The organism is Rhizobium sp. 2YAF20 (genome assembly GCF_052114685.1).
GTDB lineage: Bacteria > Pseudomonadota > Alphaproteobacteria > Rhizobiales > Rhizobiaceae > Rhizobium.
In genome coordinates, this window is record NZ_JBFRFF010000002.1 from 199035 (window position 1) to 224904 (window position 25870).

The 25870-nt window shown below is 59.7% G+C and carries 20 protein-coding genes and 2 riboswitches; of the genes, 9 read left to right on the forward strand and 11 right to left on the reverse strand.

Features of this window, described 5'->3' with window-relative positions; genetic code table 11:
* The first annotated feature begins 217 nt into the window (after positions 1-217).
* Positions 218-787 carry a CarD family transcriptional regulator gene (locus AB4Z52_RS05050; protein ID WP_442216815.1) on the forward strand — a complete coding sequence of 190 codons (570 nt, stop codon included), beginning with the start codon at positions 218-220 and terminating at the stop codon, positions 785-787.
* A 367-nt stretch (positions 788-1154) separates the two neighbouring features.
* Entirely contained in the window at positions 1155-2018 is an 864-nt protein-coding gene (locus tag AB4Z52_RS05055) for an RNA polymerase factor sigma-32 (protein ID WP_442216816.1), read from the forward strand.
* Between the two features lie 66 nt (positions 2019-2084).
* On the opposite strand, the gene AB4Z52_RS05060 is transcribed toward AB4Z52_RS05055, so the two are convergent.
* The 5 genes from AB4Z52_RS05060 to AB4Z52_RS05080 form a co-directional block, all read right to left on the reverse strand.
* Positions 2085-3518, reverse strand: coding sequence for a M48 family metalloprotease (locus AB4Z52_RS05060; protein WP_442217003.1), 1434 nt, complete (start codon positions 3516-3518; stop codon positions 2085-2087).
* A 374-nt stretch (positions 3519-3892) separates the two neighbouring features.
* Positions 3893-4606, reverse strand: coding sequence for a thiamine ABC transporter ATP-binding protein (locus AB4Z52_RS05065; protein ID WP_442216817.1), 714 nt, complete (start codon positions 4604-4606; stop codon positions 3893-3895).
* The gene (gene thiP / locus AB4Z52_RS05070) at positions 4599-6236 is read right to left on the reverse strand and encodes a thiamine/thiamine pyrophosphate ABC transporter permease ThiP (RefSeq protein WP_442216818.1); all 1638 of its coding nucleotides are present in this window, start codon (positions 6234-6236) and stop codon (positions 4599-4601) included. The genes AB4Z52_RS05065 and thiP overlap by 8 nt, the downstream gene beginning before the upstream one ends.
* Before the next feature lie 11 nt (positions 6237-6247).
* Positions 6248-7249: a thiamine ABC transporter substrate binding subunit gene (thiB, locus tag AB4Z52_RS05075; protein ID WP_442217004.1), complete on the reverse strand. Its 1002-nt coding sequence runs from the start codon at positions 7247-7249 to the stop codon at positions 6248-6250.
* Between the two features lie 74 nt (positions 7250-7323).
* Positions 7324-7438: riboswitch (TPP riboswitch) on the reverse strand.
* Positions 7439-7511: 73 nt separating this feature from the next.
* Positions 7512-9047, reverse strand: a complete 1536-nt coding sequence (locus tag AB4Z52_RS05080) for an MDR family MFS transporter (protein WP_442216819.1) — start codon at positions 9045-9047, stop codon at positions 7512-7514.
* A 118-nt stretch (positions 9048-9165) separates the two neighbouring features.
* On the opposite strand from AB4Z52_RS05080, the gene AB4Z52_RS05085 reads away from it, so the two are divergent.
* The 6 genes from AB4Z52_RS05085 to AB4Z52_RS05110 all read left to right on the forward strand — a co-directional run bounded on the left by AB4Z52_RS05085 (position 9166) and on the right by AB4Z52_RS05110 (position 17474).
* Positions 9166-9693, forward strand: a complete 528-nt coding sequence (locus tag AB4Z52_RS05085) for a MarR family winged helix-turn-helix transcriptional regulator (RefSeq protein ID WP_442216820.1) — start codon at positions 9166-9168, stop codon at positions 9691-9693.
* A gap of 72 nt (positions 9694-9765) precedes the next feature.
* On the forward strand, positions 9766-10416 hold the full coding sequence (locus AB4Z52_RS05090; RefSeq protein ID WP_442216821.1) for a thiamine diphosphokinase: 651 nt from the start codon (positions 9766-9768) through the stop codon (positions 10414-10416).
* A 3-nt stretch (positions 10417-10419) separates the two neighbouring features.
* The gene (locus AB4Z52_RS05095; RefSeq protein ID WP_442216822.1) at positions 10420-12249 is read left to right on the forward strand and encodes an ABC-F family ATP-binding cassette domain-containing protein; all 1830 of its coding nucleotides are present in this window, start codon (positions 10420-10422) and stop codon (positions 12247-12249) included.
* Between the two features lie 188 nt (positions 12250-12437).
* Positions 12438-12839, forward strand: coding sequence for a response regulator (locus tag AB4Z52_RS05100; protein WP_442216823.1), 402 nt, complete (start codon positions 12438-12440; stop codon positions 12837-12839).
* Between the two features lie 316 nt (positions 12840-13155).
* Positions 13156-14313 (forward strand): efflux RND transporter periplasmic adaptor subunit, encoded by a 1158-nt coding sequence (locus AB4Z52_RS05105; RefSeq protein ID WP_442216824.1) that lies wholly within the window; start codon positions 13156-13158, stop codon positions 14311-14313.
* Positions 14310-17474, forward strand: a complete 3165-nt coding sequence (locus AB4Z52_RS05110; protein ID WP_442216825.1) for an efflux RND transporter permease subunit — start codon at positions 14310-14312, stop codon at positions 17472-17474. The genes AB4Z52_RS05105 and AB4Z52_RS05110 overlap by 4 nt, the downstream gene beginning before the upstream one ends.
* 29 nt (positions 17475-17503) lie before the next feature.
* Here AB4Z52_RS05110 and AB4Z52_RS05115 read toward each other — a convergent pair whose 3' ends face one another.
* The 6 genes from AB4Z52_RS05115 to metA form a co-directional block, all read right to left on the reverse strand.
* Positions 17504-18232 carry an SIS domain-containing protein gene (locus tag AB4Z52_RS05115; RefSeq protein ID WP_442216826.1) on the reverse strand — a complete coding sequence of 243 codons (729 nt, stop codon included), beginning with the start codon at positions 18230-18232 and terminating at the stop codon, positions 17504-17506.
* A gap of 38 nt (positions 18233-18270) precedes the next feature.
* Complete coding sequence (nagA, locus tag AB4Z52_RS05120) at positions 18271-19428, reverse strand: N-acetylglucosamine-6-phosphate deacetylase (protein WP_442216827.1); 1158 nt, start codon at positions 19426-19428, stop codon at positions 18271-18273.
* Complete coding sequence (locus AB4Z52_RS05125; protein WP_442216828.1) at positions 19428-20459, reverse strand: SIS domain-containing protein; 1032 nt, start codon at positions 20457-20459, stop codon at positions 19428-19430. Before AB4Z52_RS05125 ends, nagA begins: the two co-directional genes overlap by 1 nt.
* Complete coding sequence (locus AB4Z52_RS05130) at positions 20456-21229, reverse strand: GntR family transcriptional regulator (RefSeq protein WP_442216829.1); 774 nt, start codon at positions 21227-21229, stop codon at positions 20456-20458. The genes AB4Z52_RS05125 and AB4Z52_RS05130 overlap by 4 nt, the downstream gene beginning before the upstream one ends.
* A gap of 121 nt (positions 21230-21350) precedes the next feature.
* Positions 21351-22376 carry an aldose epimerase family protein gene (locus AB4Z52_RS05135; RefSeq protein ID WP_442216830.1) on the reverse strand — a complete coding sequence of 342 codons (1026 nt, stop codon included), beginning with the start codon at positions 22374-22376 and terminating at the stop codon, positions 21351-21353.
* Between the two features lie 119 nt (positions 22377-22495).
* The gene (gene metA, locus AB4Z52_RS05140) at positions 22496-23416 is read right to left on the reverse strand and encodes a homoserine O-acetyltransferase MetA (protein ID WP_442216831.1); all 921 of its coding nucleotides are present in this window, start codon (positions 23414-23416) and stop codon (positions 22496-22498) included.
* 63 nt (positions 23417-23479) lie between these two features.
* Positions 23480-23559: riboswitch (SAM riboswitch) on the reverse strand.
* A gap of 401 nt (positions 23560-23960) precedes the next feature.
* Between metA and AB4Z52_RS05145 the strand changes: the two genes are divergently transcribed.
* Positions 23961-25856, forward strand: a complete 1896-nt coding sequence (locus tag AB4Z52_RS05145) for an ABC transporter ATP-binding protein/permease (protein WP_442216832.1) — start codon at positions 23961-23963, stop codon at positions 25854-25856.
* Positions 25857-25870: the final 14 nt, after the last annotated feature.

Genomic DNA, 25870 nt, shown 5'->3' on the forward strand with positions numbered 1-25870 from the left:
AAACCACCACGAAAGCAAACAGACAATCCGCAAGCGGTTTCCTCGACATATCAATGTTTTGAGTTGTCGGGTCATGGACCGCGATGATCGGATTTCTTTTTGTGTGTCACTGGCTGGACCAGGATGAAGTCACCCCGACGGTCATATCGTCTCATCCGGGCCTGACTGACCCGGCCTCGGCGTTAGCCGAGTGCGTAACAGGGAGTTTTTGATAAGAATGACGACCCAGCAGAAGAAACCTTCAGTGCGCCATGGCTTCAAGACAGGCGAATCGATCGTGTATCCGGCCCACGGCGTTGGTACGATTACCGCGATCGAAGAGCAAGAAGTCGCGGGCATGAAGCTCGAGCTTTTTGTGATCGATTTCGAAAAGGACAAGATGCGTCTCAAGGTGCCGGTAGCCAAGGCAATGAGCATCGGCATGCGCAAGCTTTCCGAAACGGACTTCGTGGAACGTGCCTTGAAGGTCGTCCAGGGCAAGGCTCGCGTCAAGCGTACCATGTGGTCGCGGCGCGCTCAGGAGTATGATGCCAAGATCAATTCTGGCGATTTGATTTCCATCGCCGAGGTGGTTCGCGATCTCTATCGCGCCGAGAACCAGCCAGAGCAGTCCTATTCTGAGCGCCAGCTATACGAGGCCGCCCTTGATCGCATGGCGCGTGAAATTGCGGCTGTCAACAAGATGTCGGAGACGGAAGCAGTTCGCGTTGTCGAAACCAATCTGAACAAGGGTCCAAAGCGCGGCAAGGTAGTCGAGGACGAGGATTCGCAAGACGAAGCAGCCTGATTTCAGGCAGTTTCGCTAAGACCAAAAACCCGGCGCTTGCGCCGGGTTTTTCTTTGGAACTAATTCCATGCTGCAGCGTTTAGCGCATGTATCTGTAACAGACCGCGTGTTTTCGCATGTCTGTTGCGTCCCGAAATATTCGAGAGGACCGGATCATGCGCTTTTCATCGAGCCTTCGCATATCCTTGAAGGTAGGTAGTTCACCGCATCGATCTGACAAGCCCCACTGAAATTCTGATTGATTTCCGGGATCGACACTGAAGACCCCGTACCAAACGCCGAGCCGATGTCATCTGCGCATTGCTGCGCGGAAACGACTTTCCTTTTTCTTTGAGTTACGGCGCCAGGCCGAGTTAGGGAGAATGAAATGAAGAGCATGTCCGCAGATCGGCGCATGATCAAGATCGCCATGGCTGCCCCTTACTTGGAGCGCGCCGAGGAGCATGATCTTGCAATTCGCTGGAAAGAGCACGACGACCGTGGTGCCCGCAACAAGATCGCGACCGCGCATATGCGCCTTGTTATTTCAATGGCGGGCAAGTTTCGCAATTTTGGCCTGCCGATGAGCGATCTGGTGCAGGAGGGATATGTCGGCCTTCTCGAGGCCGCCGCTCGTTTCGAGCCGGAGCGGGAAGTCCGCTTTTCCACCTATGCCAGCTGGTGGATCCGGGCTTCCATTCAGGACTTCATTCTTCGCAATTGGTCGATCGTGCGAGGCGGTACGAGTTCGGCCCAGAAGGCCCTGTTCTTCAATCTTCGGCGGCTGCGCGCAAAGCTTTCCAAGGGAGATACCCAGCTGACGGTGCAATCGATTCACCAGGAGATCGCTGCCGCGCTCGGCGTCAGCCTCAACGATGTGCAGGTGATGGACGCTCGCCTTTCCGGCAATGATGCGTCTTTGCAGGCCCCCTCGATTTCCGGCGACGCAGATAGTGCCGAGCGCATGGATTTCCTCGTCAGCAACGAGCCGCTGCCGGACGAGCAGGTGTCGAACATGATCGACGGAGAGCGTCGCCGGACCTGGCTCGCATCTGCTCTGACGCAGCTCAACGAACGGGAAATGAAGATCATCAGCGCCCGTCGACTGGCGGAAGACGGAGCGACGCTCGAAGAACTCGGCGCACATCTCGGGATATCGAAGGAGCGTGTCCGCCAGATCGAAAGCCGGGCCATGGAAAAGCTAAAGACCGCGCTGGTCACCGCAGATCCGCGGATGGCAACATACGCTTGAGCCTCGGTCGAGGTTTCCACAACATCAGCACGACGAAGCTCAGGTCCGGTTCTCGCCGGACCTCTTTTATTCCGCGATGATCTTGACCCTATCGCCTGGCGCGATCGAGGCGCCGGTCTGAAGTGCGTTGATCAATTTGAACAGATCAAGTTTTCGGTCCGTCCCCATCATGCGTGAGGCAAGCGTGGTGATGGTGTCGCCGGGCTTTACCGTCAAGACACGGACGCGCAACGGCTTCAGCGATGCAGCTTCGGACGATGTGATGTGGCGGAAGCTGGCGCGCAGGGTATCGGCGGTCTGCTCCAGCGCGGGGCTTCCCTTTGGCACAGCCGTCAGGAAGCGGAAAATTTGCGACTTGTCGCGGATGACGGTGACATCGAAGTCCCAGCGATCGGCGGAAGCACGTGCGGTTGCAGCTTCCATGCCGTTGATCGTCATGGGCTTGATGGTCGATGTGTCGAGGCCGGTGACCCAGCCGCTGGAGATATAGTTGGTGAGGCTCTGGTTCTGGCTGTCGGCAACGCCGTCGAAGCGAATTGCAATGTCGCCGGGGCCGGTGGCGAGCACCGCCTCGACCTTGTTGTCGATCCGAAAATCTGGCGGCACATCGAAGCGGATGCCAAGGCCACCGTGGAGGAAGGTTTGGCCGCGGACATAGCCTTCTTCCGGGCTATCGCCGTAGAGAAGTCCGTCGACGCCGTCGAGGTAGTAGTCGCGGCCCTTGTCGCCGACTTTGCCGTCCTCGCCGAATTCGCGGGCGTGATCACGGGCAAGGTCGATGCGCTGAGGCGTACTTGGGTGGCTGGACAGGAAGTCGAGGCTCTGGTCCACATCGGAGTTTGCCGACATGAACCGGCTATAGGCTTCCATGGCGTCGAGGAAGCGGGCTGCGGCGTAAGGATCATATCCCGCCTGGCCAAGGGTGCGGATGCCGATTTCGTCGGCTTGAAGCTCTTGCTGGCGCGAGAAGGCGGCAAGGCGCAGCTTGCCGCGTGCCAGGGCCTGTTTGCCGGCGATATCGCTCGAGAGGACTTCGGCAACAACGCGGCTGGCAATGACCTCGGCCTCTTCGCGCTTCTGGCGCTCGATGCCATGATTGGCTGTGACATGGGCCATCTCGTGCGACAGGACGGCGGCGACTTCCGAGGCATCGTCGGCGAGCGCCAACAGGCCGCGGGTGACATAGAGGTAACCGCCCGGCAAAGCGAAGGCGTTGATTGCCGGCGAGTTGAGAATGGTGATGCGGTAAGACTGCTGCGGGTTCTCGGAAACGCTCGTCAACGCACCGGCGATGCGGGCAACGAGGCGCTCGGTCTTGGCATCCTTGTATTCGCCGCCATAGCTCGCGACGATGCGCGGATGCTCGCGAGCACCCATTTGCGCGCGTGGATCGTTCTTTTGAACTTCCGAGACGATTTGCGGGTTGGCTGAAGGCGAAACGTTCGGCTGGTATGACTGGTCGACAAGCGATTGGCAGCCGTTCAGCGCGGACGCAGCCATGAAGACGAGCGCAAAGCGCCGCGCACGCGTCGTGACGCCGCGTTTCCACGCCGAGCCGGAGCCTGTTGCTTCACGTCGCTGGCGTTTCGTCTGCTTCAGGGCCTGTGTTCCACTCATCTCGTATACACGTCGGCGGGACGCCGGATGGAGCCGATCGTCATCGCATCTTGTCGAAGGTTAAGCCCATCCAAGTCGCCGCGCCGCTCTTGCGGATGGTATAGGCCTTTTGCTCTAGCTGATTTCAGCATCGGTTGCATAGCGAGACTCTGCTTAATTGTGGCGGCGTTGTATTTTAGCCAGCATGACGTCGATATTCTCCCGTCCTCGCAACAATGAAATTATGGCGAAAGTGGCGCCTCGTCTGCGCAGCCAATTCAATGCTGCAAAAATTCCTGCAACTCCGGGATGTCTTTGTGCTCAAGATAAGCATCGATCGGTGCTGCCAACCGAATTTTGCCGTCGTGGAGGAAGACGGCGTAGTCGGCAAGCCGCCTGATCTCTCTTGGATCGTGCGAGACGATGAGAACGGTATTTTCGGTCTCTTGATGAAGGCGCTTCAGAAGATCGGCCATCCCGGCCCGTAGGCTGGGATCGAGTGCTGCAAACGGTTCGTCAAGCAGAAGCAGCGGGCGGTTGCGCACCAATGCGCGCGCAAACGCTGCGCGCTGGCGTTCGCCGCCCGAGAGCGTTCCTGGCATCCGCCTCTCGAAGCCGGCAAGGCCGACCTTTGCCAATGCCTGTGATATCCGGTGACGGTCCTCTGCTGCGAATTTCAGCGAGGGACTGACGCCCAGTGCGACATTGGTAAAAAGATCGAGATGTGCAAAGAGGTTGTTGTCCTGAAAGACAAGCGATGCTGGGCGCTCGGCAGGATGGAGCGACGTGACATCCTGGCCGCCCATTGAGATTGTGCCTGTGTCCGGTGTCTCGAAGCCCGACAGCAGATTTAGAAATGTGGACTTTCCCGCCCCGGATGGCCCTGTCACCGCGATGATGTGTCCTTTCGGGATATTGCAGTCGAAGCGGAACTCCTGCGTCCCGAGCTTCAGTCGCACGTCGGTCATCACGATGCCCAGTGCGTCAGCCATGCATTTTGCCTTCTCCAGGCTTATGTCCCTGACCAGCGGTTCCCGCAATCGTCAGCAGAAAACATAGAAGGCCGAGGAGCAGGGCAAAGCCGTCGGCATCATTGGTCCGGTAGCTGCCAAGGCGGCTGTAGACCAGCCACGGCAGGGTCACAAGGCTGTCTGAGCCGAAAAGGGCAACGGCACCGAGGTCGCCGAGCGACAGTGCCATGGCAAAGGACATTGCCATCAACACCGGCCTGCGCAAGCCCGGCCAATCCACCAGACGATACCGCGCAAGGCCTGCGAGCCCGAGACTTGTTGCCAGTCGGTCAGTGCGTTGATGGTGAATGAAATAGGCGGGATCGAGGACGCGGATGACGAACGGCAGAGCCATGAGCGCGTTGATAAGGACGATGAGCAATGCGGCAAAGTGCGTCGGGTCAACGATCGGCCGCAATGCCAGAAACCAGCCGGTGGCGAGCACGATCGGTGGAACCAGCAAGACCAGCGACGACGAAGTGCGGAGCGCTGTCGCAACGATTGACAGAGTTGTCGGCTTTGAACGCCTTGCAGTGATGGCATGGCGCGCCCGGATGATTGCCAGCGAGGTTAGCACCGACAGCGCCCCGGCTGAGAGTGCGATTGCAAGGCTGGTGATTGCTGCCTGAATGAAAACGGCTTGGCCGATGAGCTTGACGAGATCTGCTTTCAATCCGGTCACCGCGACCGTTGCGAGCGGCAGGCCGACAAATAGCACTGCCAGCAGCAGCAATGCCGCGTCAATCAGCCGCGTGGCCGCTTGTTCCCCGTCGATGCGCCTTGTTCGCCTGCCCGCCGTCAGGCCGTGATCATCGGCGGTTGGAAACCGCGCCATCGCTCCAAGGACAATCGCGGTCACGGCGATCTGCATCAGCGACAAGGCGACGGCACGACCGGGATCGAAGTCGAAGCGGAGCGCCTGGTAGATCGCAACTTCGAGTGTCGTGGCGGCCGGGCCGCCTCCAAGCGTCAGGACCAACGTGAAGCTCGTCGCGCACAGCATGAAGATCAATCCCGCGATGCCGGGGATGAGCCCGCGCAAAACAGGCCATTCGACAAAACGGAAAACGGAGCCTGGCCGCATGCCGAGCCCTGCCGACAGCAGCCAATATTCTGCCGGCACACGCTCCAGTCCCGCCAGCATCAGCCGGCATGCCAGCGGCAGGTTGAAAAAGACGTGAGCAATGAGGATTCCGGTCAAACCATAGATGCTGATGGGTTGAGAAAGGCCGATTGCGAGGAGCGCTTGATTGAGCAGCCCGTGCCTACCCCATATGCCCAGCATGCCGATGGCGCCGATCAGTACCGGAAGCCCCATCGGGACGGCCATCAACCGGATAATCCAGATGCGACCAGCGAAATGCTGCTGTCGCGCAAGTGCGCGGGCAACAGGAATCGCCAACCCCACGGACAGAACGGTTGAAAGTGTTGCCTGGAGAAGCGTGAAACGCAGAACGCCAAGAATATACGTGTCGTACAGCGGATTGCTGCTTCCGGTCTTAATACCGACGGCGAGAAGCGTAATGATCGGCAGGCCGACAAATATCGCCATGCCGGCGAGGCTTGTTGCCCCGCCCGCCAAAGCGCGTCTTCGCTCCGCCATTGTCTGCATTGGCTAAGGCTTCAGTTCGTGCCGGTGGCTTTCAGCCACTCATCGATCCATGCCTTGCGGCTCTTGGCCACCGCGGAAGGGGACATCAGGAACGTCTTCGACGGCACCACCAATTTGCTGAAAGCCTCGGGCAATGGCTCGGATGTAGCCGATACCGGCATCATCCAGTTGTTGGTGGGAATGGTATCCTGGAATGCCGGAGAGACCATGAATTTGAGAAACTGACGCGCCACGTCCTCGTTGGGGGAGGATTTGATCAGGCCGGCGACCTCGATCTGGATATAGTGACCTTCGGAGAAGGCGGCGGCTTGATAACGATCGGTCTTGTCGACGATCATGTGATAGGCCGGCGATGTGGTGTAGGAAAGCACCATCGGCGCTTCGCCCTTGGTGAAGAGATCATAGGCTTCCGACCAACCCGGCGTTACCGTCAGCACACGGCCTTTCAGCTTGCTCCACGCGTCTGTTGCCTTGTCGCCATAGACGGACTTCACCCAGAGCAGCAGCCCAAGGCCCGGTGTCGAGGTCCGCGGGTCCTCGATGACGATCTTCTGCGAGGGATCGCCCTCGATGAGTTCGAGCATGCTTGTCGGTGGGTTCTTGATAGCCTGCGTGTCATAGACGACTGCGAAATGGCCGTAGTCGTAGGGAACGAAGACGTCGTCCTTGAATTCGCCCGGCACCTTCAGGCCGCTCGTGTCGATGCCGTGGGCGTCGAACAGGCCGGTCGCCTTGGCCTCGTCGATGAGGTTGGTGTCGAGGCCGAGGACGATGTCCGCCTTGGTGGTGGCGCCCTCGAGCTTCAGCCGGGAAAGCAGCGCGACGCCGTCGGTGACGCTGACATAGTTGACGGTGCAGCCGCAGGTCTTTTCGAAAGCGGCCTTGACCTTGGCGCCGGGGCCCCAGTCTGCGGTGAAGCTTTCATAGGTATAGATTGTCAGCGTCTTGTCGGCCGCCTCAGCGTTGCCGGGAATAGTGAATGCTGCGGCCAGAGCCAAAGCAAGGCCTGCCATCAATGTCGTCAGCGATCCGGTGGGCATGTCGCGCCTCCTCCATGGTTCGTGTTGAACGGGAAAAGGGCGCTTTGACATATCACGCGTCTAATCCCTCCGCCGGTGTTAGCCGGATCAGGTTCCGCGGGTTGGCTTGTCTAAAGCCTCTCAGCCTTGCGCACTTGACGCAGGGCACCCCGTTAGAGCGCTTGAAGATTTAGCGTGGAGGTCGCCCGGTGGCAAGGGGCGGCGATTGTCGTCCCTTGCACTGCAATCAGCCCAGCTATTCGGCAGCTTGCGCGGCAGTCGTCGGATCCGGTTTTTTGACGGCTCCGGGCAGTTGGACGTTCTTCAACATCGATGCCGAGACGAGGCCGATAAGGCAGGTGACGGCGGCAGTCATGAACAGCGGATTGAAAGCTGCAGCATAGGCATTGGCGACCGCCTCCCGTGTTGCATCAGGCAATAATGCCATCATCTTCGGCGTCAGTTCCTCGATGTTACTGATCCCAGGTATGGTGAGGCCGATATGCGACAGCCTGGCGGCAACGATGCCTCCATAGATGGAGATGGCAATCGACGCACCGCCCATGCGCGACAGGGTCACTGCACCGGTTGCAGCGCCGACATCGCGGCTTGTTGCGGCATTCTGCACGCCGATGATGGGGACCTGCTGCGCAAGGCCAATGCCAATGCCGTGCAGGAGCATGAAGAAGCCGATGAGGGCGATCGGAGTGCCCGCATGGACCTGCGACAATGCGGCGAACACAATCAGGCTGCAGGCAGCACTGGCAACGGCAAATGGCTTGTAGCGTCCCGTCGCTGAGATCAATCGACCGGTCGATAGCGAGCCGCAGACGATGCCACCCGTCAAGAGGATGAACAGCAGCCCGGCCATAGACGGCGAAAGGCCGGTCGTTGTTTGAAGGAACAGGGCGAAATAGTTGACCATGCCTATCCCCACCGCCCCGCTCGTGACCGAGCAGATCAGCAGGAGGCTGAATGTGGAGTTGCGGAACAGGGTCATCGGCACGATGGGTTCGGGCGCGCGCCGTTCGACAAATACCCAGGAGATTGCGCAGATGACACCGAATGCGATGACGCCAAGGCTTGCGGGCGACAGCAGCGATCCGAAAAGATCCGCGCCGTCGGCAGCGAGCACGATGCTCGTCGTCGTCATCGCGAGAAGAATTGCGCCGGCGTAGTCGATTTTCGGCTTACGCTCAGGCTTGCGATAGGGAAGCATCGTCACAAGCCCGGCAAGCACGATGAAGCCGATCGGCAGATTGACGAGGAAAATCGAACGCCAGCCGAAGAGGTCGCTCATCGTACCGCCGAGAACCGGACCGATGGCACCTGATGCCATAAGCGCGAGGCTGGAATAGCTCTGGTAGCGGGCCCGTTCGCGTGGTTCGAACAGGTCGGCGTTGATGGAGAAAATGGAGACAAGAATTCCGCCTCCTCCGAAACCCTGGAGGACGCGAGCTGCGATCAACGTGTTCATTGATACGGACAGGCCGCAAACGGCAGATCCGACAGTGAAGATGGTGATGGCCGTGATCATCACATATTTGCGGCCGAACAGGTCGCCCAACTTGCCATAGATCGGCATCACTGCGCTGAGCGAAAGCAGGTAGGCAGAGCCGATCCAGCCGAACCGCTCGAGATGGCCGAACTCGCCGACGATCGTCGGCAAAGCCGTCGACACGATCTGATTGTCGAGCGTTGCCATGAACATCGCGGTCAGGAGGAAAAGAAAGAGGATAAATCGCCGGCGAGGATCTGTAACGAGCGGCGCGGTCGCAGTTTGTATAGCCATGGAAACAGGTACCAATCTCGAATAGCGCGATATATGTGCTATTGGCATATAAATGTCAATGACACGTGAATGACGGATGCATATTTTAATTCAAGGAATGTTCTGATATGTCTGAGCAATGACGTCAGCCTCGATCACGCACGAAAACGAAGATTTGAAAGCCAGTGAAATGGAGAATGTCCTCCGGATCGGCCGGGTCATGACGCGCATGCGTTTGATGACCGGACGCCGCATGATCGGGCGGCTGGCAATTCAGAATGTTTCGCCGGGGCTGGAATTGTCCCATCTCGACGTTCTCGACGCCGTGAGGCGTGCGGAAGTTGCCGGAGAAGTGACGGTTGGTGCCATTGCCGATATCATGCGCATCGATCCGTCGCGGGCAAGCCGGATCGTTGCCGAAATGGTTAGTCGCGGTGTTCTGCGCCGTAAGGCTTCACAGGCGGATGCCAGGCGCATCGTCGTCGTGCTGACAGCACTTGGGCAGCGGTTGGTTGCCGAGATCCAGGCTCAGAAGCTGTCGTTGATTAAGGGTATTGTCGCGGATTGGTCGCCTGATGATATCGAGGCGTTCTCGCGGTTGTTCGACCAGTTCATCGGTGGTTTCGAGCAGGCGTTCAAGGCGCACTACAAGGAAACGGACGGTTGACGGCCGCCTTTTCGGTTTCGGCGCCGGGCTGCTCTTCCCTATAGGCCCGTCTTTGCGCTATGGGCTTGGCGCATGAACCAATCCACCTTCACCATTCTGCTCGGCGGCGAGTTGCACCTTACGGATCGCTTGAAAGCGGCCGTCAAGGACAGCCGCTTCATCGCGGCCGACGGAGGGATGCGCCATGCGGCGGCACTTGGAGTGGTTCCCGAGCTTTGGGTCGGCGATTTCGATTCGACGCCACCCGATCTGCGCGATGCCTTTCCAGATGTGGCGAAGCAACCCTATCCGGCCGCAAAGGCCGCAACCGATGGTGAGATCGCGGTGCTGGAGGCAATCCATCGCGGTGCCAAGCGGCTGATCCTTGCCGGAGCGCTCGGCGGCGAGCGCTCCGACCATGCGCTGGCGCTTCTTCTTTATGGCGTCCGCCTTGCCGAACAGGGCTTTGACGTTCTCTTGACCTCTGGTCATGAAGAGGCAGTGCCGCTTCTGCCCGGCGAGATCGTTCTCGATCTGCCCAAGGGCAGCCTGTTTTCGGTCCCTGGCTTCAGCGAGCTCAAGGGCCTTTTCATCCATGATGCGCGCTATCCGCTTGCCGACTTCCATTTGCCGTTCGGCTCGTCGCGCACCATTTCCAATGTCGCGGAAGGCCCTGTGCGCTTTTCGCTTGCAAGCGGCAGGGCGATCATACTCGCCCGCCCCTATGACCTTTCCGGAGTCTGATCCTTGGCGCCTCCTATTCTTAAACTCGACGATATTTTTCTAAGCTTTGGCGGAGCGCCGCTTCTGGCAGGAGCGTCGCTGCAGATCGAGCCGGGAGACAAAATCTGCCTGGTCGGCCGAAACGGTTCGGGCAAGTCGACATTGCTGAAGATCGCTGCCGGACTTGTCGAAGCGCAATCCGGCGAATTTTTCCGTCACCCCTCGTCGACGGTAAGATATCTCGAGCAGGCGCCCGACTTCGGCGATTTCAAGACTGTCGCCGCCTATGCGGAGGCGGGCCTTGGACCGAGCGACGATCATTATCGCGTCAGCTATCTGTTGTCCCATCTTGGACTGACCGGCGAGGAAGACCCGAACATGTTGTCGGGGGGCGAGGCGCGCCGGGCGGCACTGGTGCGCGTGCTGGCGCCGGAGCCAGACATCCTGCTCTTGGACGAGCCGACCAACCATCTAGACCTGCCGACGATCGAATGGCTGGAAGGCGAGCTCAGGAAGACGCGCAGCGCCCTCGTGCTGATCTCGCACGACCGGCGCTTCCTCGAGAAGGTATCGACCGCCACCGTCTGGCTCGACCGCGGCACCTCGCGCAGGCTCGACAGGGGCTTCGGGTCGTTCGAGGCCTGGCGCGACCAGGTGCTGGAAGCCGAAGAGCTGGAGCAGCACAAGCTTGGCAAGGCGATCGAACGCGAGGAGCACTGGCTGCGCTACGGCGTCACCGCCCGGCGCAAGCGCAACATGCGCAGGCTCGGCGAATTGCAGGGAATGCGGGCGGACTATCGCGGGCACAAGGGACCGCAGGGCTCTGTGCAGGCCAATATCTCCGACGTTCAGGAATCCGGCAAGCTGGTGATCGAGGCCGAAAACATCACAAAGACCTATGGTGATCGCACGATCGTCGCGCCGTTCTCGATCCGGGTTCATCGCGGCGATTGCATTGGCTTGGTCGGGCCGAACGGCGCCGGCAAGACGACGCTCCTGAAGATGCTGACCGGCGAGCTGGTGCCCGACAGCGGGACAGTAAAGCTCGGAACCAATCTGGAGATCGCCACTCTCGATCAGAAACGCGAAGACCTCAATCCGGAAGAGACGCTCGCGCATTATCTGACGGACGGGCGCGGCGAGAACCTGCTGGTCAACGGTGAGCAGCGGCATGTGACGGGCTATATGAAAGACTTTCTCTTCCAGCCGGAACAGGCCCGCACGCCAATCCGCAAACTTTCGGGCGGCGAGCGTGCCCGCCTGATGCTTGCGCGCATCCTGTCGCGACCGACGAACCTTTTGATCCTCGACGAACCGACCAACGACCTCGACATCGAGACACTGGATTTGCTGCAGGAGATTGTCGCAGGCTTTGCCGGAACCGTGATCCTCGTCAGCCATGATCGCGATTTCCTCGACCGCACCGTGACGTCGACGATCGCGCCGGCAAATCCGGACGACCCGGATGGGCGCTGGATCGAGTACGCCGGCGGCTATTCGGACATGCTGATCCAGCGCAAGGGCGTCATTGAGGACCGCAAGCGGGTCGAAAAGGCGGATCGGACCAAAGCGCCCGACGTGGTCGCGCCTGCCCAGAACAACTCTCCGCGGGCCAAGGGAAAGCTATCCTTCAAGCAGAAATTCGCCTTGGACAACCTTCCAAATGAGATGGTCAAGGCGGAAGCCGAGATCGCCGCTCGTGAGAAGAAGATGGCTGACCCAAGCCTTTTCACCAAGGATCCGGCCGGCTTCAATAGACTTGCAGCGGAGATGGAAAAGCTGCGGGCAAGCATTGCCAGGATGGAAGAGGAATGGCTGGAGCTCGAGGCCCTGCGTGAAGAACTCGAAGGCTAATTTTTCGTTTACTTCAAAAATTCTATAGTTAACAAATAGTTAGCAGATATTTTTTTGTCTCACGGCGGAACATTCCTGTTTACCGGCCATTATCCAGCTGACGCGGGATATCCCCTGGAGTCCGATCAAAATCGGATCGGTCTCATGCCGGCAAATGTAATGCGTCGTTGGCAGAAGGAAATGATGTGATGAACGAAAAAGTACTGATCGTGGAAGATGAAATGCTGGTCGCGCTCGACCTCGAGGATATGGTCAAAGAGAGCGGAATGAAGGTTGTCGGCATCGCAAACAACATGGAGCGAGCGATGCAAGCCGCCCCGCTCGCCGACATCGCGTTCGTCGATGTCAACCTGTCGGATGGAGCCACAGGTCCGGCGATCGGGCAGATGCTCGCTGAGAAATTCGGTATCGCGGTGATCTTCATGACAGCCAATCCGGAGGTGGTTGCCCAGGGCGTAAGCGGGACGCTCGGTGTCGTCACAAAACCGATCGCGCCACGCGTGGTGGAGCAGTCGCTAAGATATGCGATGCGGCGGCGCGCCGGCCAGCTTGCAACCGTCCCGGCGGAGATGCAGGTTTTTGTCGCCTAGCTTTCAATAGCCGGCTGTGGGTCGAAGTCCGGAGCCTTACAGGCATTGATTGATTTGACAATTGATTGATTGGCGAAGCCTATTTACATCGGTAGCAGAATGGGCATGATCGTGGCCAAGACCGAGGTAACTGCTCGCGGCTACGAATAGCAGGCCGGATTCAAGACCTTAAATGCCTCCGCACAATGGTAACTGCTAGACTGCGCGAATTTCGCAAATAAATATTTCGTACCTCGGATCGAATACGGACTGCATGTTGTCGGCAAAGCCGCTGGCTCCTCCGGAGAGCCTGCGGGCTATTGGTGAGGGGATTTCCATGAAACGCGACTTTATTCGCTTCGCACTTCTCGGTTGTTCGGTTGCGCTTCTCACCTGGACGCCGGTATCCGCACAGAGCGCCCCGCCGCCGGCCCCGGTGACGGTTGCCAAGCCGGTCGTTCGCGAGGTGACCGACAGTGACGAATTCATCGGCCGCTTCCAGGCCGTCGACGAGGTCTCCGTGCGCTCGCGTATCGGTGGCTATCTGCAGGAGGTAGATTTCCAGGACGGTGCCATGGTCAAGCAGGGCGACTTGCTCTTTGTCATCGACCAGCGGCCCTATATCAACGCGCTTAACGAGGCGACCGCGTCACTCGAAGTGTCAAAGTCGACGCTGACCAATGCCGACGCACAATTCGCCCGCACGCAATCGCTCGCCAGCACCGGCAGCTTGTCGGCATCAAATCTCGACGACCGCCGCCGTGACCTGATTTCTGCACAGGCCAATGTTCGCGGTGCCCAGGCGGCCGTGGATCGGGCGACACTCGACATGGAATACACCAAGATCACCGCGCCGCTTTCCGGCCGCATCGATCGCCGGCTGATCTCGGTCGGCAATCTCGTCCAGGCCGACCAGACCGCGCTCACCTCGATCGTGTCGCTCGACCCGATCGATTTCTATTTCGATGTCGATGAACGCCGGCTGCTTTCCTATGCCGACCAGGCCCGCAAGAACGGCAGTAATCTGCAGGAAGGTGGCGGCGCGCTTGAAGTCACGGTGAAGATCGCCGACCAGGCGCAACAGGAATTCAAGGGAAAGCTCGATTTCGCCGAGAACCGCGTCGATAACGCGACCGGCACGATGCGGGTCCGGGCCCGTTTCCCGAATCCGAACTTCGTGCTGCAGCCCGGCCTTTTCGGCCGGATCGAAGTGGCCGGTTCGAATAGCTATCAAGCCATCCTCGTCCCCGACGAGGCGATCGCAGCCGACCAGGACCAGCGGGTCGTCTATGTGGTCGGCAGCGACGGCAGCGTCACCGGCAAGCCGGTGCGCCTCGGACCCAAGCTTTACGGTTACCGGGTCATTCGCAGCGGCATGACCGGCGATGAGACCATCGTCGTCAACGGCCTGATGCGCATTCGGCCCGGTGCCAAGGTCGCACCGCAGATGAGCACGCTTCCACCGGAAGCTCCGAATGCGGGGTCCGGCCAATGAGATTTTCCCATTTCTTCGTCGACCGACCGATCTTTGCGTCGGTTCTATCGATCGTGCTGTTGATCGTCGGTGGCATTGCCTATTTCCAGCTTCCGGTCGCGCAATACCCCGAGATCGCACCGCCGACGATCGTGGTGCGCACCTCCTATCCCGGCGCGGATTCGCAGACGATCGCCGACACGGTGGCAACGCCGATCGAACAGGAAGTCAACGGCGTCGAGGACATGCTTTATATGTCCTCCTATTCCAGCGCCGACGGCTCAATGGCACTCACTATCACCTTCAAGCTCGGCACCGATCTCGACAAGGCGCAGGTGCTGGTCCAGAACCGCGTCGCCATTGCCGAACCGCGCCTGCCGGATGACGTGCGGCGCATCGGCATTACGACGGTCAAGAGCTCACCCGATCTGATGATGGTCGTGCACGTGCTTTCGCCCAGCAATCGTTATGACCAGCTTTATATCTCGAATTATGCACGCTCGCGCATCCGCGATCTTCTCGTCCGCCTCGACGGCGTCGGCGACGTGCAGCTCTTCGGCGAACGGCAATATGCGCTTCGCATCTGGCTCGATCCGCAGAAGCTGTCGGCCTATGGCATGACTGCCGGGGATATCGTTCAGGCGCTTAGAGATCAGAACGTCCAGGTCTCCGGCGGTTCGATCGGCGGTCCGCCGGCATCAGGGACCAACGCCTTCCAATATACCGTGACGACGCAGGGACGCTTTTCCGATGCGCGGCAGTTTCGCTATGTCATCGTCAAGGCGACCGATAGCGGCCGTCTCGTCCAGTTGCAAGATGTGGCCCGCGTCGAGCTTGGTGCCCAGGACTATGTCACCAACAGCTATCTGAACGGCAGTCCGGCCGTGGCGCTTGGTATTTTCTCCCGGCCTGGCACCAATGCCTTGCAAGCGGCAGCCGATATCCAAAAGATGATGACCGCCCTGTCGCAGGATTTCCCGCCGGGGCTCGAATATCGCATCGTCTATAATCCGACCGAGTTCATCTCCGAATCGATCACCGAGGTCTACAAGACGATCTTCGAAGCAGCGATCCTTGTGGCGATCGTGGTGCTGGTGTTCCTGCAGTCCTGGCGCACGGCGATCATTCCGATCGTTGCCATTCCGGTGTCGCTGATCGGCACCTTTGCCTTTCTGCTCGCATTCGGCTTCTCGCTGAACCTATTGACGCTGTTCGGGCTGGTACTTGCCATCGGCATTGTCGTCGACGACGCGATCGTCGTCGTCGAAAATGTCGAACGCAATCTTTCGCTGGGCATGACCCCGAGGGAAGCCTCGCACACGACGATGAACGAGGTCGGCACGGCAGTGCTTGCGATCTCGCTCGTCCTCATCGCCGTCTTCCTGCCGACCGCGTTCATTCCGGGAATCTCCGGCCAGTTCTACCGGCAATTCGCCGTGACCATATCCGTTGCGACGGCGATTTCCTGCCTCAACTCGCTGACGCTGTCGCCAGCACTGGCAGCGATCGTGCTTCGTCCGCACGACCACAATAAATCCCACAACATCTTCTCGCGGTTCGGCCGTAGCCTTGGCAACGGTTTCAACCGCGGCTTCGACCGGATGAGCCACGGCTATTCCTGGCTTGTGCGCCACATCGTCGGCACCGGGATTGCTCTTTTCTGCGCGCTCCTCGTCTTCGTCGGATTGCTTGGAGCGACATGGTACATGGGCAAGATCGTGCCACAGGGCTTCATTCCGACCGTCGACCAGGGCTACGCGATCGTCGTCGTGCAATTGCCAGATGGAGCGTCGCTGTCGCGTACCGACGCGGTGATCCAGCGGGCCTCCGAGATCATCCGCAAGACGCCCGGCATCAAGAATGCGGTCGCTTTCGCCGGCTTCAATGGAGCGACCTTCACCAATGCCTCGAATTCGGGGGTTATCTTCACGCCCTTTGACAGTTTCGAGGACAGACAGAAGAGCGGTCTGACAGCGAGCAAGATCATCGGGCAGCTCTATGGCAATCTACAGAGCATCCAGGAAGCCTTCATCATCGCGGTGCCACCGCCTTCGATCCGCGGCGTCGGCAATTCCGGTGGCTTCAAAATGCAGATCATGGACCGTGAAAATCCCGACATGCGCCGCATCCTGCCGCTTGCCTATCAGATGATGGGCACGGCGGCGCAGAATAAGGGGCTGTCGGGTGTGTTCACCACCTTCTCGGCCAACAGCCCGCAATTCTTCCTCGCCGTCGACCGCGACAAGGCGCGGGCGCTGAACGTGCCGATCCCGAATATCTTCGAAACGTTGTCGATCAATCTCGGCACATCCTACGTCAACGACTTCAATGCCTTCGGCCGCATCTATCAGGTGCGAGCGCAGGCGGACCAGCAATACCGCATGGACAGGGACGATATTCTGGCATTAAAGGTTCGCTCAGCCACCGGCGCGCTGGTGCCGCTCGGCACGCTGGTCGATATCCGCGACACGACCGGCCCGTCGCTCGTCCAGCGCTACAACATGTATGTATCGGTGCCGCTCCAGGGCAATCCCGGCCCCGGCATATCGACCGGTACCGCGCTCGATACGATGGAAGGCATGGCAAAGAGCCTGCTTCCGGCAGGCACGACCTTCGAATGGACCGAGCTTGCCTATCAGGAAAAGAATACCGGCAACACGGCGGTCTATATCTTCGCATTGTCGGTGATCTTCGTCTTCCTGGCGCTGGCGGCGCAGTATGAAAGCTGGATCCTGCCGCTGGCGATCATCCTGATCGTACCGCTTGCAGTTCTGGCTGCCCTCATCGGCGTCCATCTCAGGGGCCAGGACAACAATATCCTGACGCAGATCGGCCTGATCGTCCTGATCGGCCTTGCGGCCAAGAACGCCATCCTGATCGTCGAGTTCGCGCGACAAGCGCAGCTTGAGGGCAAGAACGCCGTCGAGGCGGCAATCGAGGCGAGCCATCTGCGGCTGCGTCCGATCCTGATGACTGCTTTCGCCTTCATCCTCGGCGTCGTGCCGCTGATGATTGCAACCGGACCCGGCGCGGAGCTACGCCAGTCTCTCGGCACCGCGGTGTTCTCGGGCATGTTGGGCGTAACCCTGTTCGGCCTGTTCCTGACGCCGGTGTTCTACGTGGTCCTGCGCCGACGCCAAAAGCGCGTAGAATCTGAAATCAAGGAAGAAGCGGCCGCCTGAAAGGCGTCCGTCAAGCGGCCGAATGGACATCAGAGGTGCGGATTGCGTGGCCGGTATTTGGTCACCAGCCGCTGGTTGATGTCCTTGGCGCCAGGCATGTTGGCGCTGAGATAGACCGGTGCCTCGCCGGATTTCGACAGTTCCGCAGCGACTTCGGCGAAGATGGCGTTTAGCACCGTCACGCCGATCGCCGTCGAGACCGGGCCGACCTTCAGCCCGCTTCCAGGCAGGTCGATCACGGCATCGCCCGGCGGAAGACCATTGTCGAGGACGATATCGGCGAGATCTGCCAATCTGCGGCGGCCATTGGCGATCGCTGCCGAATAGGCAAGGGATGTCACGGCGATGATCGTCGCGCCGATCTCGCGACCATAGTCGGCTGCCTCCGTCGGTGCGGCGTTGACGCCGGAATTGGAGGCTATGATCAGCACATCGCCCTTTTCCATGCGATAGCGCTCCATGACCGGGCGAACGAGGCCCTCGGTCCTCTCATAGACCGAGCTGATGACAGCGCCTTCGTGGAGCATGGCCGAGCCCACCAGGATGGGGATGGTGATTGCCACGCCACCGGCGCGGTAGTGGACTTCCTCGGCCAGCATATGTGAATGGCCGGTTCCGAAGATATAAACACGGTGGTCGGCCCGTGCGGCCTTGCAGATGACCGCCGCCGCTTTCGACATCGGCTCGGCAAGTGTTTCGCGCAGTTCCCCGAGCCTCTGGATGAGGCTTGTGAAATAAGCGTCGGTGATCGCAGTCATGCCGGCGTCTCTCTTTCTTTGTACTTTGGCTGGAGCCTCTAGGCCGAGAGCTCGCCTGCCATCCAGGTGGCGGTTACCTCAATGGTGTCATTGATGTGAGCAAGATCAGCGCGGGCGCCAGGCCTAAGATGGCCGCGATCAGCCAACCGCAGGAAGCGGGCAGGGTAGGAAGTGGCCATGCGCAATGCCTCGACCAGCGACAATTCGAGCACGCTGACGCCGTAGCGGATCGTTGACGCCATATCGACGTCGGAGCCTGCAAGCGTGCCGTCTGCGAGCACGACCCTCGAGCAAAAGCCGCCTTCCTTGCGATAGACGGTGCGGCCGTTCAGCGTGAAGCTCTGCTTGTCTGAACCGACGAGCGACATCGCATCGGTGACGAAAAACAGCCGCCCTTCACCGCGCTTGGCGCGCAGTGCGACACGAAGCGCCCGCGGGTCGACATGGTGTCCGTCTGCGATGATGCCGCACCAGGCGGAGGGATGATCGATCGCCGCGCCGACCAGGCCGGGCGCGCGGTGGCCGAGCTGGCTCATGGCATTGAAGAGGTGGGTGACGCCGCGCGCGCCGGCGTCAAAGCGCATGTCGGCGACGTCGGCGGTGCAATCGGAATGGCCGATGCTGACGATGACGCCTGCCTCGTTAAGCGCCTGAACCTGACGATCGGTCACCTGCTCGGCTGCTATGGTGACAAGCAGCGTGCCGATCTCCTCGCGAGCGCGGATGAAAGTCTTGACGTCGCTGTCTTCCACCGGCCGCATGAGTTCCGGCAGATGCGCGCCTTTGCGGGCTGGCGATAGATGCGGCCCTTCGAGATGCAGACCGACAACGCCGCGGCCGGCCTTGACCGCCTCGATCGCGGCTTCGATCGCCGCTGTCGATGCGGCGCCGACGTCGGTAATCAAGGTGGGCAGCATGGCGGTCGTGCCGTAGGTTCGATGGCCTTTGGCAATGATGTACATGGAGTCCGGCGAGGGATCGTCGTTGAGCATCCTGCCGCCGCCGCCGTTGACCTGCGCATCGATGAAGCCGGGCGACAGAACGCCGCCCTCAAGGCTGATGATCTCGGCGCCTTCGGGCAGGCCGCTATAAGATGTGATTGCCTGCACGCGGCCATTGCTGGTGACGAGCGCGCTATTCTCATGGAGACGCTCGCCGTCGAAGATCCGGGCACCGGTGAAGACCTTGTAATCCATCACATAGTCTCCGTGACCTTGAGGAGATTGGCCGGCTTATCCGGATCAAAACCTTTGCGACGCGTCACGGACTCGATCAGTCGGTAGTAGCAGAGTATCGACACAAGCGGGTCCAAGAGGCCGTTTCCGGTCGAGGGCGTGCGCAGATTGACACCGGGCAATGCCGTCGTCGAGAAGGATACCGCAGTCGCCCCCAATTTCTGCAGGCGCTCCAGCGCCTGGGCATTGTTTGCGAAGGCGGCGTCATCAGGAGCGAAGGCAACGACTGGAAAGCCTGGCTGAACCAGCCGCATCGGGCCGTGCATCAATTCGGCAAGAGAGAAGGCCTCCGCGTGCAGACCAGAGGTCTCCTTTGCCTTCAATGCCGCTTCAAGCGCAATCGCAAAGGCCGGGCCGCGTCCGCCGGTGTAAAGCGATGTCGCGTTGAAGAACACGTCTTCGGCTTCGGCGGCATTGATGCCGGCCGTTGCCGCCAGAGCCTCCGGCAGCCTTGCAAGGCCGGTCTGCAAGTCGGTGCTATGGGCAACCGCTGCCGTCACACCGGCAAGGGCTGCAACCGCCGCTATGAAGGATTTCGTCGCTGCCACGCTTTTTTCAGCGCCGGCATTGAGGTCGAGCACGATGTCGGCCTGTTTGGCCAGCGGGCTGTCGGTGACATTGACAACGGCGATCGTGGTTGCGCCGCCTCGTTTTGCCGCCGCCTGCAGCGCGATAATGTCGGGACTGCCGCCGGACTGAGAGACGGTGAAGTGGATGCCGCCTTGCAGGTGCAGCGCCGAACCATAGACCGAAGCGATGGAAGGGCCGACTGATGCAACCGGGATGCCGCAGGAAATTTCGAACAGATATTTGAAGAAAGTCGCTGCGTGGTCCGATGAGCCTCGCGCTGCCGTGGTAATCACCGGCGGACGGGCCGCGGAGAACAGCTTTGCAATCTCGACAAAGACGGGCTTTTCCTTTTCAAGCAGAGTTGCCACGACGTGAGGCGCCTCGCCTGCCTCCTTCAGCATCAGGGATTGGGTGTCGCTCATAGGTCATCTCCAATTTTCAGTTCGGCAACGAAATCATAGGCGTCGCCGCGATAATGTGATCGCGTGTATTCAACGACACGCTGGTCTTCCAGGCGGGAAACGCGCTCGATCAATAGCGCCGGTGCGCCGGGCTGAACGTCGAGGATCGCGGCAGAGGATGGGTCCAGCGTGACCGCCGTCAGGCGCTGCAAGGCGTGGACCGGCCGGAAACCGTTCTCGGTCAGCGCATCATAGAGCGAACCTTCACCTGCCGCATCTTGTTGAAGAAATTTTATCGGCACGACGGCGCGCTCGATGGCGAGCGGCAGTCCATCCGCCAGACGAAGGCGGTCGAGCCGCAATACCGGTTCGTCGAGGCCGAGGCCGAGGACGAAACTTTCCTCCGGTGCCGGCTTGCCCACCGTGCGTGACAATATCCGAGCCGCAGGCGAGCGTCCGCGCGAGCGCATGTCTGCCGAGAAAGATGAAAGCCGCCACAAAGATTGCTCCATCCGCTCGACCTTCTGCGATACGAAGGTGCCGCTGCCATGCCGCGATTCCAGCGCTCCCGACGACATCAGGTCACGATAGGCGGTGCGCACCGTGACCCGGCCAATTTGCAGCGCCTCTGCAAGATCGCGTTCAGCGGGAAGCGCCGCACCGGGCTTCAGCAGGCCTTCGTGGATCAATCCCGTCAGCGCCTGCGCCAGCCGTTTGTACAACGGGCCACTCAAGGCCCCATCTCGCAAACCCCTGGCACTCAGCTCTGAGATTAAAATGGTTCTATCCATGGCTCGATTATAGAACCTATCTAGAACCAATTGGCAAGGATTGATTTGTGAAACTATGGCCAAACGAAAACGGCCGCATGCTTTTCAGCATGCGGCCGCGACGTGACGAACCGAAGACCGGTCAGCTTCTGGTGAAGATGTAGTCCGTTTCCTGCCGCAGCACTTCGCCCGGGCGCAGGACGGCATTGGGGAAGCCTTCGTGATTGACGGCATCGGGCCATATTTGCGTTTCCAGGCAGAACCCCGCGAATGGTCCGATCCGCTGGCCATCGTGACCGGGGACGGGGACATTGAGCTTGAAGCCCGTATAGAACTGCACGCCGGGTTCGGAAGTCCGGACTTCCAGCGCAACGCCGGAATTGTTGCTGCGGGCCAGCACGACCGAGCGCTTTGCGGTGCGCTCAGGCGACAGGCAGAAATTGTGGTCGTAGAGCATCTGCTCGCTCCCAGCGAAGCGCTTCATCGGCGACATCTCACGGAAATCGAACGGCGTGCCGTCAACGGGCCGGACTTCGCCCGTTGGAACCTGATGTTCATCCGTCGGCAGGTAACCGTCGGCTGCGATCATGATGTCGTGGCCGAGTGCGTCGTCGTGACCGTCGAGATTGAAGTAGGCGTGCTGGCAGACATTGGCAAGCGTTGGCTGATCCGTCGTGGTTTCGTAGGTCACGGATAATTCGCCATCGCCGTGGACCCAATAGGTGGCCTGGATGGTGCAGTTGCCCGGGTAGCCGGCGCGGCCATCGGGATCGACGATCTTCAGCACGACGCGATCGGCGGCGTGCTCGACTATCGTCCAGTTGCGCTTGGCTGTGTTGTCCTTGCCGCCGTGGAGGTGGGTGACGCCCTTTTCGTTGAGCTCGAGCTGGTAGTTCTTGCCGTCGATGGTGAATTTGCCGCCGCCGATCCGGTTGGCGCAGCGCCCCGGCGTCGCGCCGAAATATGAGGAATGAGCGGGATAACTGTCGAAATCGTCAAAGCCGAGCAAGAGCGATGGCTGATGCCCTTCGAGGCGCAGATCCTGGATGACGGCACCCCAGCTGATGATGTGTGCCGTCAAGCCGCCGCCGCTGATCTTGACGCGATAAACGGTCTCGCCCGCTGTGGTCTTGCCGAAGACCTCCCGTTCCAAAGCACTTTCCGTCATTGTCGATCATCCATCCATGGCTGAAATTCGCTTCCCCGACCCTGCCCGGATTTGCCCAAATCCGCAACGGCCCCGCTTCCCAAAATTGGATCCGGCGCCGGAATGGCAAGTGATGTCAGTTACTGCGTGCCGATTTTTTCAAGGCTATAGGGTGTGGTCTGATAGATTTCGTTGATCCAGTTGCCGAAGAAGAGATGGGCATGGCTGCGCCAGCGGTTCAGCGGCGTCAGCGCCGGATCGTTGTGCGGAAAGTAGTCATGCGGCATCTTGATCGGCACGCCGGTATTGACGTCGCGGAAATATTCGTCGGCCAGCGACGTCGAATCATATTCGACGTGATTGAACATATAGAGCCGCTTGCCGGCCTGTTCATGCACCAGGCAGATGCCCATCTCAGGCGATTCCATCAGTATCTCAAGGTCCGGCACCGCCTCGATATCGCGGCGGCGCACCTCGGTCCAACGCGATACGGGCACGGCGAAATCATCGGAAAAGCCGTTGAGGTAGACGGACGAGGGCGCAAGATTCTGGTGCCTGTACACGCCAAATGCCTTCTCCTTCAGGGTATGCTTCGGCACGCCATGAAAGTGATAGATCGCAGCCATGGCTCCCCAACAGACGTTCAGCGTCGAGTGGACGTTTGTCGTCGTCCAGTCGAGAATCTCACGCATCTCGTCCCAGTAGGTCACGTCCTTGTAGTCCAATAGCTCGATTGGAGCACCGGTGATGATGAAGCCGTCGAATTTGCGGTCCTTTATTTCCTCCCAGGTCTCATAGAAGGAAAGAAGGTGTTCTTCTGACGTGTTCTTGGCTTTGTGGCCGCCGATGCGAACCAATGAAAGCTCGACCTGCAGCGGAGATGCGCCAACGAGGCGTGCCATCTGTACCTCGGTCTTGACCTTGTTCGGCATGAGATTCAGAAGGCCGATGTGCAGCGGGCGGATGTCCTGGCGGACGGCCACCGTTTCGGTCATCACCCGCACGCCCTCATGGACGAGGGTTTCGAAGGCGGGGAGCGTATCGGGAATCCTGATGGGCATTGCGGTCACTCGATCGGAACTAGAACCGGCAAAACAAAAAACCGGCGGCGAAAAAGAATCGCTACCGGTCCGCATGCGGCCCCATTTAGCGACTTATTTAACGTGGCTGCAAGCCGGCCGGCCAAATCACCACGAATTGCTTAGATAGCGCCGGACAGGTTGCGAATCAACCGGTGAATCGGCGTTGCCGCGACAGGGCGGAGGATTACGACCCCAGTCGGTTGGAACTACGCATTTTAGTGGAGCGATGGTGACCTGCAACAATCGGCCTTTTGAGATATACTATCGATGTTGTCAGCCTCCGAATCGATTTGCGTGCGCTTCGCAGCGCTGACCGGGCTCCAGGCGTCGATGTGCCATGGCGAACGGCAAAACCAAGGGGAAGGCTTCATAAAGGTTTGAAGCGCAGACTATCGGTTGGCTGTATCAGGTTCAACGCGCGAGACCGGAAGGAACTTAACGTGATCGCGTAGAACCGCCGCATGGGGTGGACATGCGCGTTGGCCATGATTATCTGGGGAGAAGACGTTGCAGGGAAGTATTGATGGCCGTCGATAGCCAAAGCAAGCCAAGCACACAGGGAGACGATCGGGTAGGTTATGAACTGAGCGTGTTACGCAGGCTCGGGGTCATGCTTTCTGCATTCTGGAATTCAGCCGTCCGCTATAAGATCATTTCCATCACCGTCGCGCTTTTCGCGATCATATTCATTACAGCCTATGTTCAAGTCATGCTCAACGAGTGGAACGCACCGTTCTACGATTCGCTGGCGCGTCGCGACGTGGGCGAGTTTTTCCATCAGCTCGGTGTGTTTGGCATGATTGCCGGCACCCTGCTTATCCTCAACGTGATCCAGGCCTGGTTCAACCAAATGGCGGCGCTCTTTATGCGCGAAGGCCTTGCCCGCGATCTGGTGGATCAATGGCTGAAGGGCAAGCGCGCGTTGAAGCTCGGCTCGTCCGGGCTGATCGGCGTCAATCCGGATCAACGCCTGCACGAGGACGCCCGTAACCTTGCCGAAAGCACGACGGGCCTGGCGATCGGGCTCGTCCAGTCGACGATCCTGCTCATCAGTTTCATCGGCGTCCTCTGGGAATTGTCGAGCGGTTTCATCTTCCATTTTCGCGGTTCGAGTTTCTCTATCCCGGGCTATATGGTCTGGGCGGCGATCATCTATGCAGCCTCCGCCTCGATCCTCAGTCAGCTTGTCGGGCGGCGGTTGGTTCGGCTGAACGCCGACCGGTATTCCAAGGAAGCAGAACTGCGCTTTGCACTGATGCATGCCAATGAGTATATGCCGGCGATCACGGTTGCAGGCGGCCAGGAAAACGAGCGCCGGCGCATCAACACCGATATATCGTCGGTCCTATCCGTCATCCGCCAATTGGCGATCGCCAATACCAACCTTACCTGGGTGTCGGCAAGTTACGGCTGGATGGTCCTGGTCATCCCGATCCTGGTCGCGGCACCGGCTTACTTTGCCGGTGGCCTCAGCCTTGGGCAGCTGATGATGGCGGTTGGCGCGTTCAATCAGGTCAACACGGCACTGCGCTGGTACGTTGCTAATTTTGGTCCGATCGCCGAGTGGCGGGCAACCCTGATGCGCGTCACCGATTTCCGCCAGGCGCTGGTGGATATGGACATTGCCCGCGACCTGCCGAACACGATCGCGCTCCAACCGTCATCGGGAGATAAGTTGACGCTGAGGGATCTCGAAATCTCGACTAAGACGACCGATGAGATCGTCGAAAACGGTTTCCGGATCCGCGAAGGCACCGTCACCATCGAGGCTGGCGAACATATCATGGTCAATGGTGACCACGGGGTAAATCGCAAGCTGCTGTTCCAGGCTCTCGCCGGCCAGTGGCGCTGCGGCACCGGCGAGATCGATCTGCCGCCGATGGAGCAGATATTGTTCATGCCGCACACCGCCTATGTACCGGGCGGCACGCTGCGCGAAGCCGTGACGTTTCCCGAGGATCAAAATACCTATGCCGATGCCGATGTTGAGACAGCCATTGAAAAGGCCGGCCTTGATCGCCTCAAGGGCAAGCTCAACACCCGGGCGCGCTGGGATCGCATGCTCGATACCGACGAACAAAAGGCAGTCGCCTTTGCCCACGCGCTGCTTGCCAAGCCTCGCTGGCTGATACTCGACGAAACGCTCGAAGGTCTCGAGCCTGATATCCAGGAACGTTTTGCCGGGCTTCTGACCGAGATGAAAGACACGACCACGATCTATATCGGCCGCTCCGAGGCCTATGTGCAGGCATTGTCGCCGCGGGTCATCCACCTTCAGGCGCTGGCGACACCCGCAGACACGGTCAGTCCCACAGCTGCACCAACTGTTGCGACGACCCCTGCTGCAACTGGATTGCCGAAGGCGAAGGCGCTTTCCATGGTGTACCCCAGCGGAGGGGAGCGTTCGCGCCGACAGTGAGCTTCAACAAATGC

Excerpts from the sequence above, each read along its gene's own strand:
- AB4Z52_RS05050 (WP_442216815.1), top strand. The coding sequence starts at position 218 with ATGACGACCCAGCAGAAGAAACCTTCAGTGCGCCATGGCTTCAAGACA.
- AB4Z52_RS05055 (WP_442216816.1), top strand. The coding sequence starts at position 1,155 with ATGAAGAGCATGTCCGCAGATCGGCGCATGATCAAGATCGCCATGGCT.
- AB4Z52_RS05060 (WP_442217003.1), bottom strand. The coding sequence starts at position 3,518 with ATGGCTGCGTCCGCGCTGAACGGCTGCCAATCGCTTGTCGACCAGTCA.
- AB4Z52_RS05065 (WP_442216817.1), bottom strand. The coding sequence starts at position 4,606 with ATGGCTGACGCACTGGGCATCGTGATGACCGACGTGCGACTGAAGCTC.
- thiP (WP_442216818.1), bottom strand. The coding sequence starts at position 6,236 with ATGCAGACAATGGCGGAGCGAAGACGCGCTTTGGCGGGCGGGGCAACA.
- thiB (WP_442217004.1), bottom strand. The coding sequence starts at position 7,249 with ATGGCAGGCCTTGCTTTGGCTCTGGCCGCAGCATTCACTATTCCCGGC.
- AB4Z52_RS05080 (WP_442216819.1), bottom strand. The coding sequence starts at position 9,047 with ATGGCTATACAAACTGCGACCGCGCCGCTCGTTACAGATCCTCGCCGG.
- AB4Z52_RS05085 (WP_442216820.1), top strand. The coding sequence starts at position 9,166 with ATGACGTCAGCCTCGATCACGCACGAAAACGAAGATTTGAAAGCCAGT.
- AB4Z52_RS05090 (WP_442216821.1), top strand. The coding sequence starts at position 9,766 with ATGAACCAATCCACCTTCACCATTCTGCTCGGCGGCGAGTTGCACCTT.
- AB4Z52_RS05100 (WP_442216823.1), top strand. The coding sequence starts at position 12,438 with ATGAACGAAAAAGTACTGATCGTGGAAGATGAAATGCTGGTCGCGCTC.
- AB4Z52_RS05105 (WP_442216824.1), top strand. The coding sequence starts at position 13,156 with ATGAAACGCGACTTTATTCGCTTCGCACTTCTCGGTTGTTCGGTTGCG.
- AB4Z52_RS05110 (WP_442216825.1), top strand. The coding sequence starts at position 14,310 with ATGAGATTTTCCCATTTCTTCGTCGACCGACCGATCTTTGCGTCGGTT.
- AB4Z52_RS05115 (WP_442216826.1), bottom strand. The coding sequence starts at position 18,232 with ATGACTGCGATCACCGACGCTTATTTCACAAGCCTCATCCAGAGGCTC.
- nagA (WP_442216827.1), bottom strand. The coding sequence starts at position 19,428 with ATGGATTACAAGGTCTTCACCGGTGCCCGGATCTTCGACGGCGAGCGT.
- AB4Z52_RS05125 (WP_442216828.1), bottom strand. The coding sequence starts at position 20,459 with ATGAGCGACACCCAATCCCTGATGCTGAAGGAGGCAGGCGAGGCGCCT.
- AB4Z52_RS05130 (WP_442216829.1), bottom strand. The coding sequence starts at position 21,229 with ATGGATAGAACCATTTTAATCTCAGAGCTGAGTGCCAGGGGTTTGCGA.
- AB4Z52_RS05135 (WP_442216830.1), bottom strand. The coding sequence starts at position 22,376 with ATGACGGAAAGTGCTTTGGAACGGGAGGTCTTCGGCAAGACCACAGCG.
- metA (WP_442216831.1), bottom strand. The coding sequence starts at position 23,416 with ATGCCCATCAGGATTCCCGATACGCTCCCCGCCTTCGAAACCCTCGTC.
- AB4Z52_RS05145 (WP_442216832.1), top strand. The coding sequence starts at position 23,961 with ATGGCCGTCGATAGCCAAAGCAAGCCAAGCACACAGGGAGACGATCGG.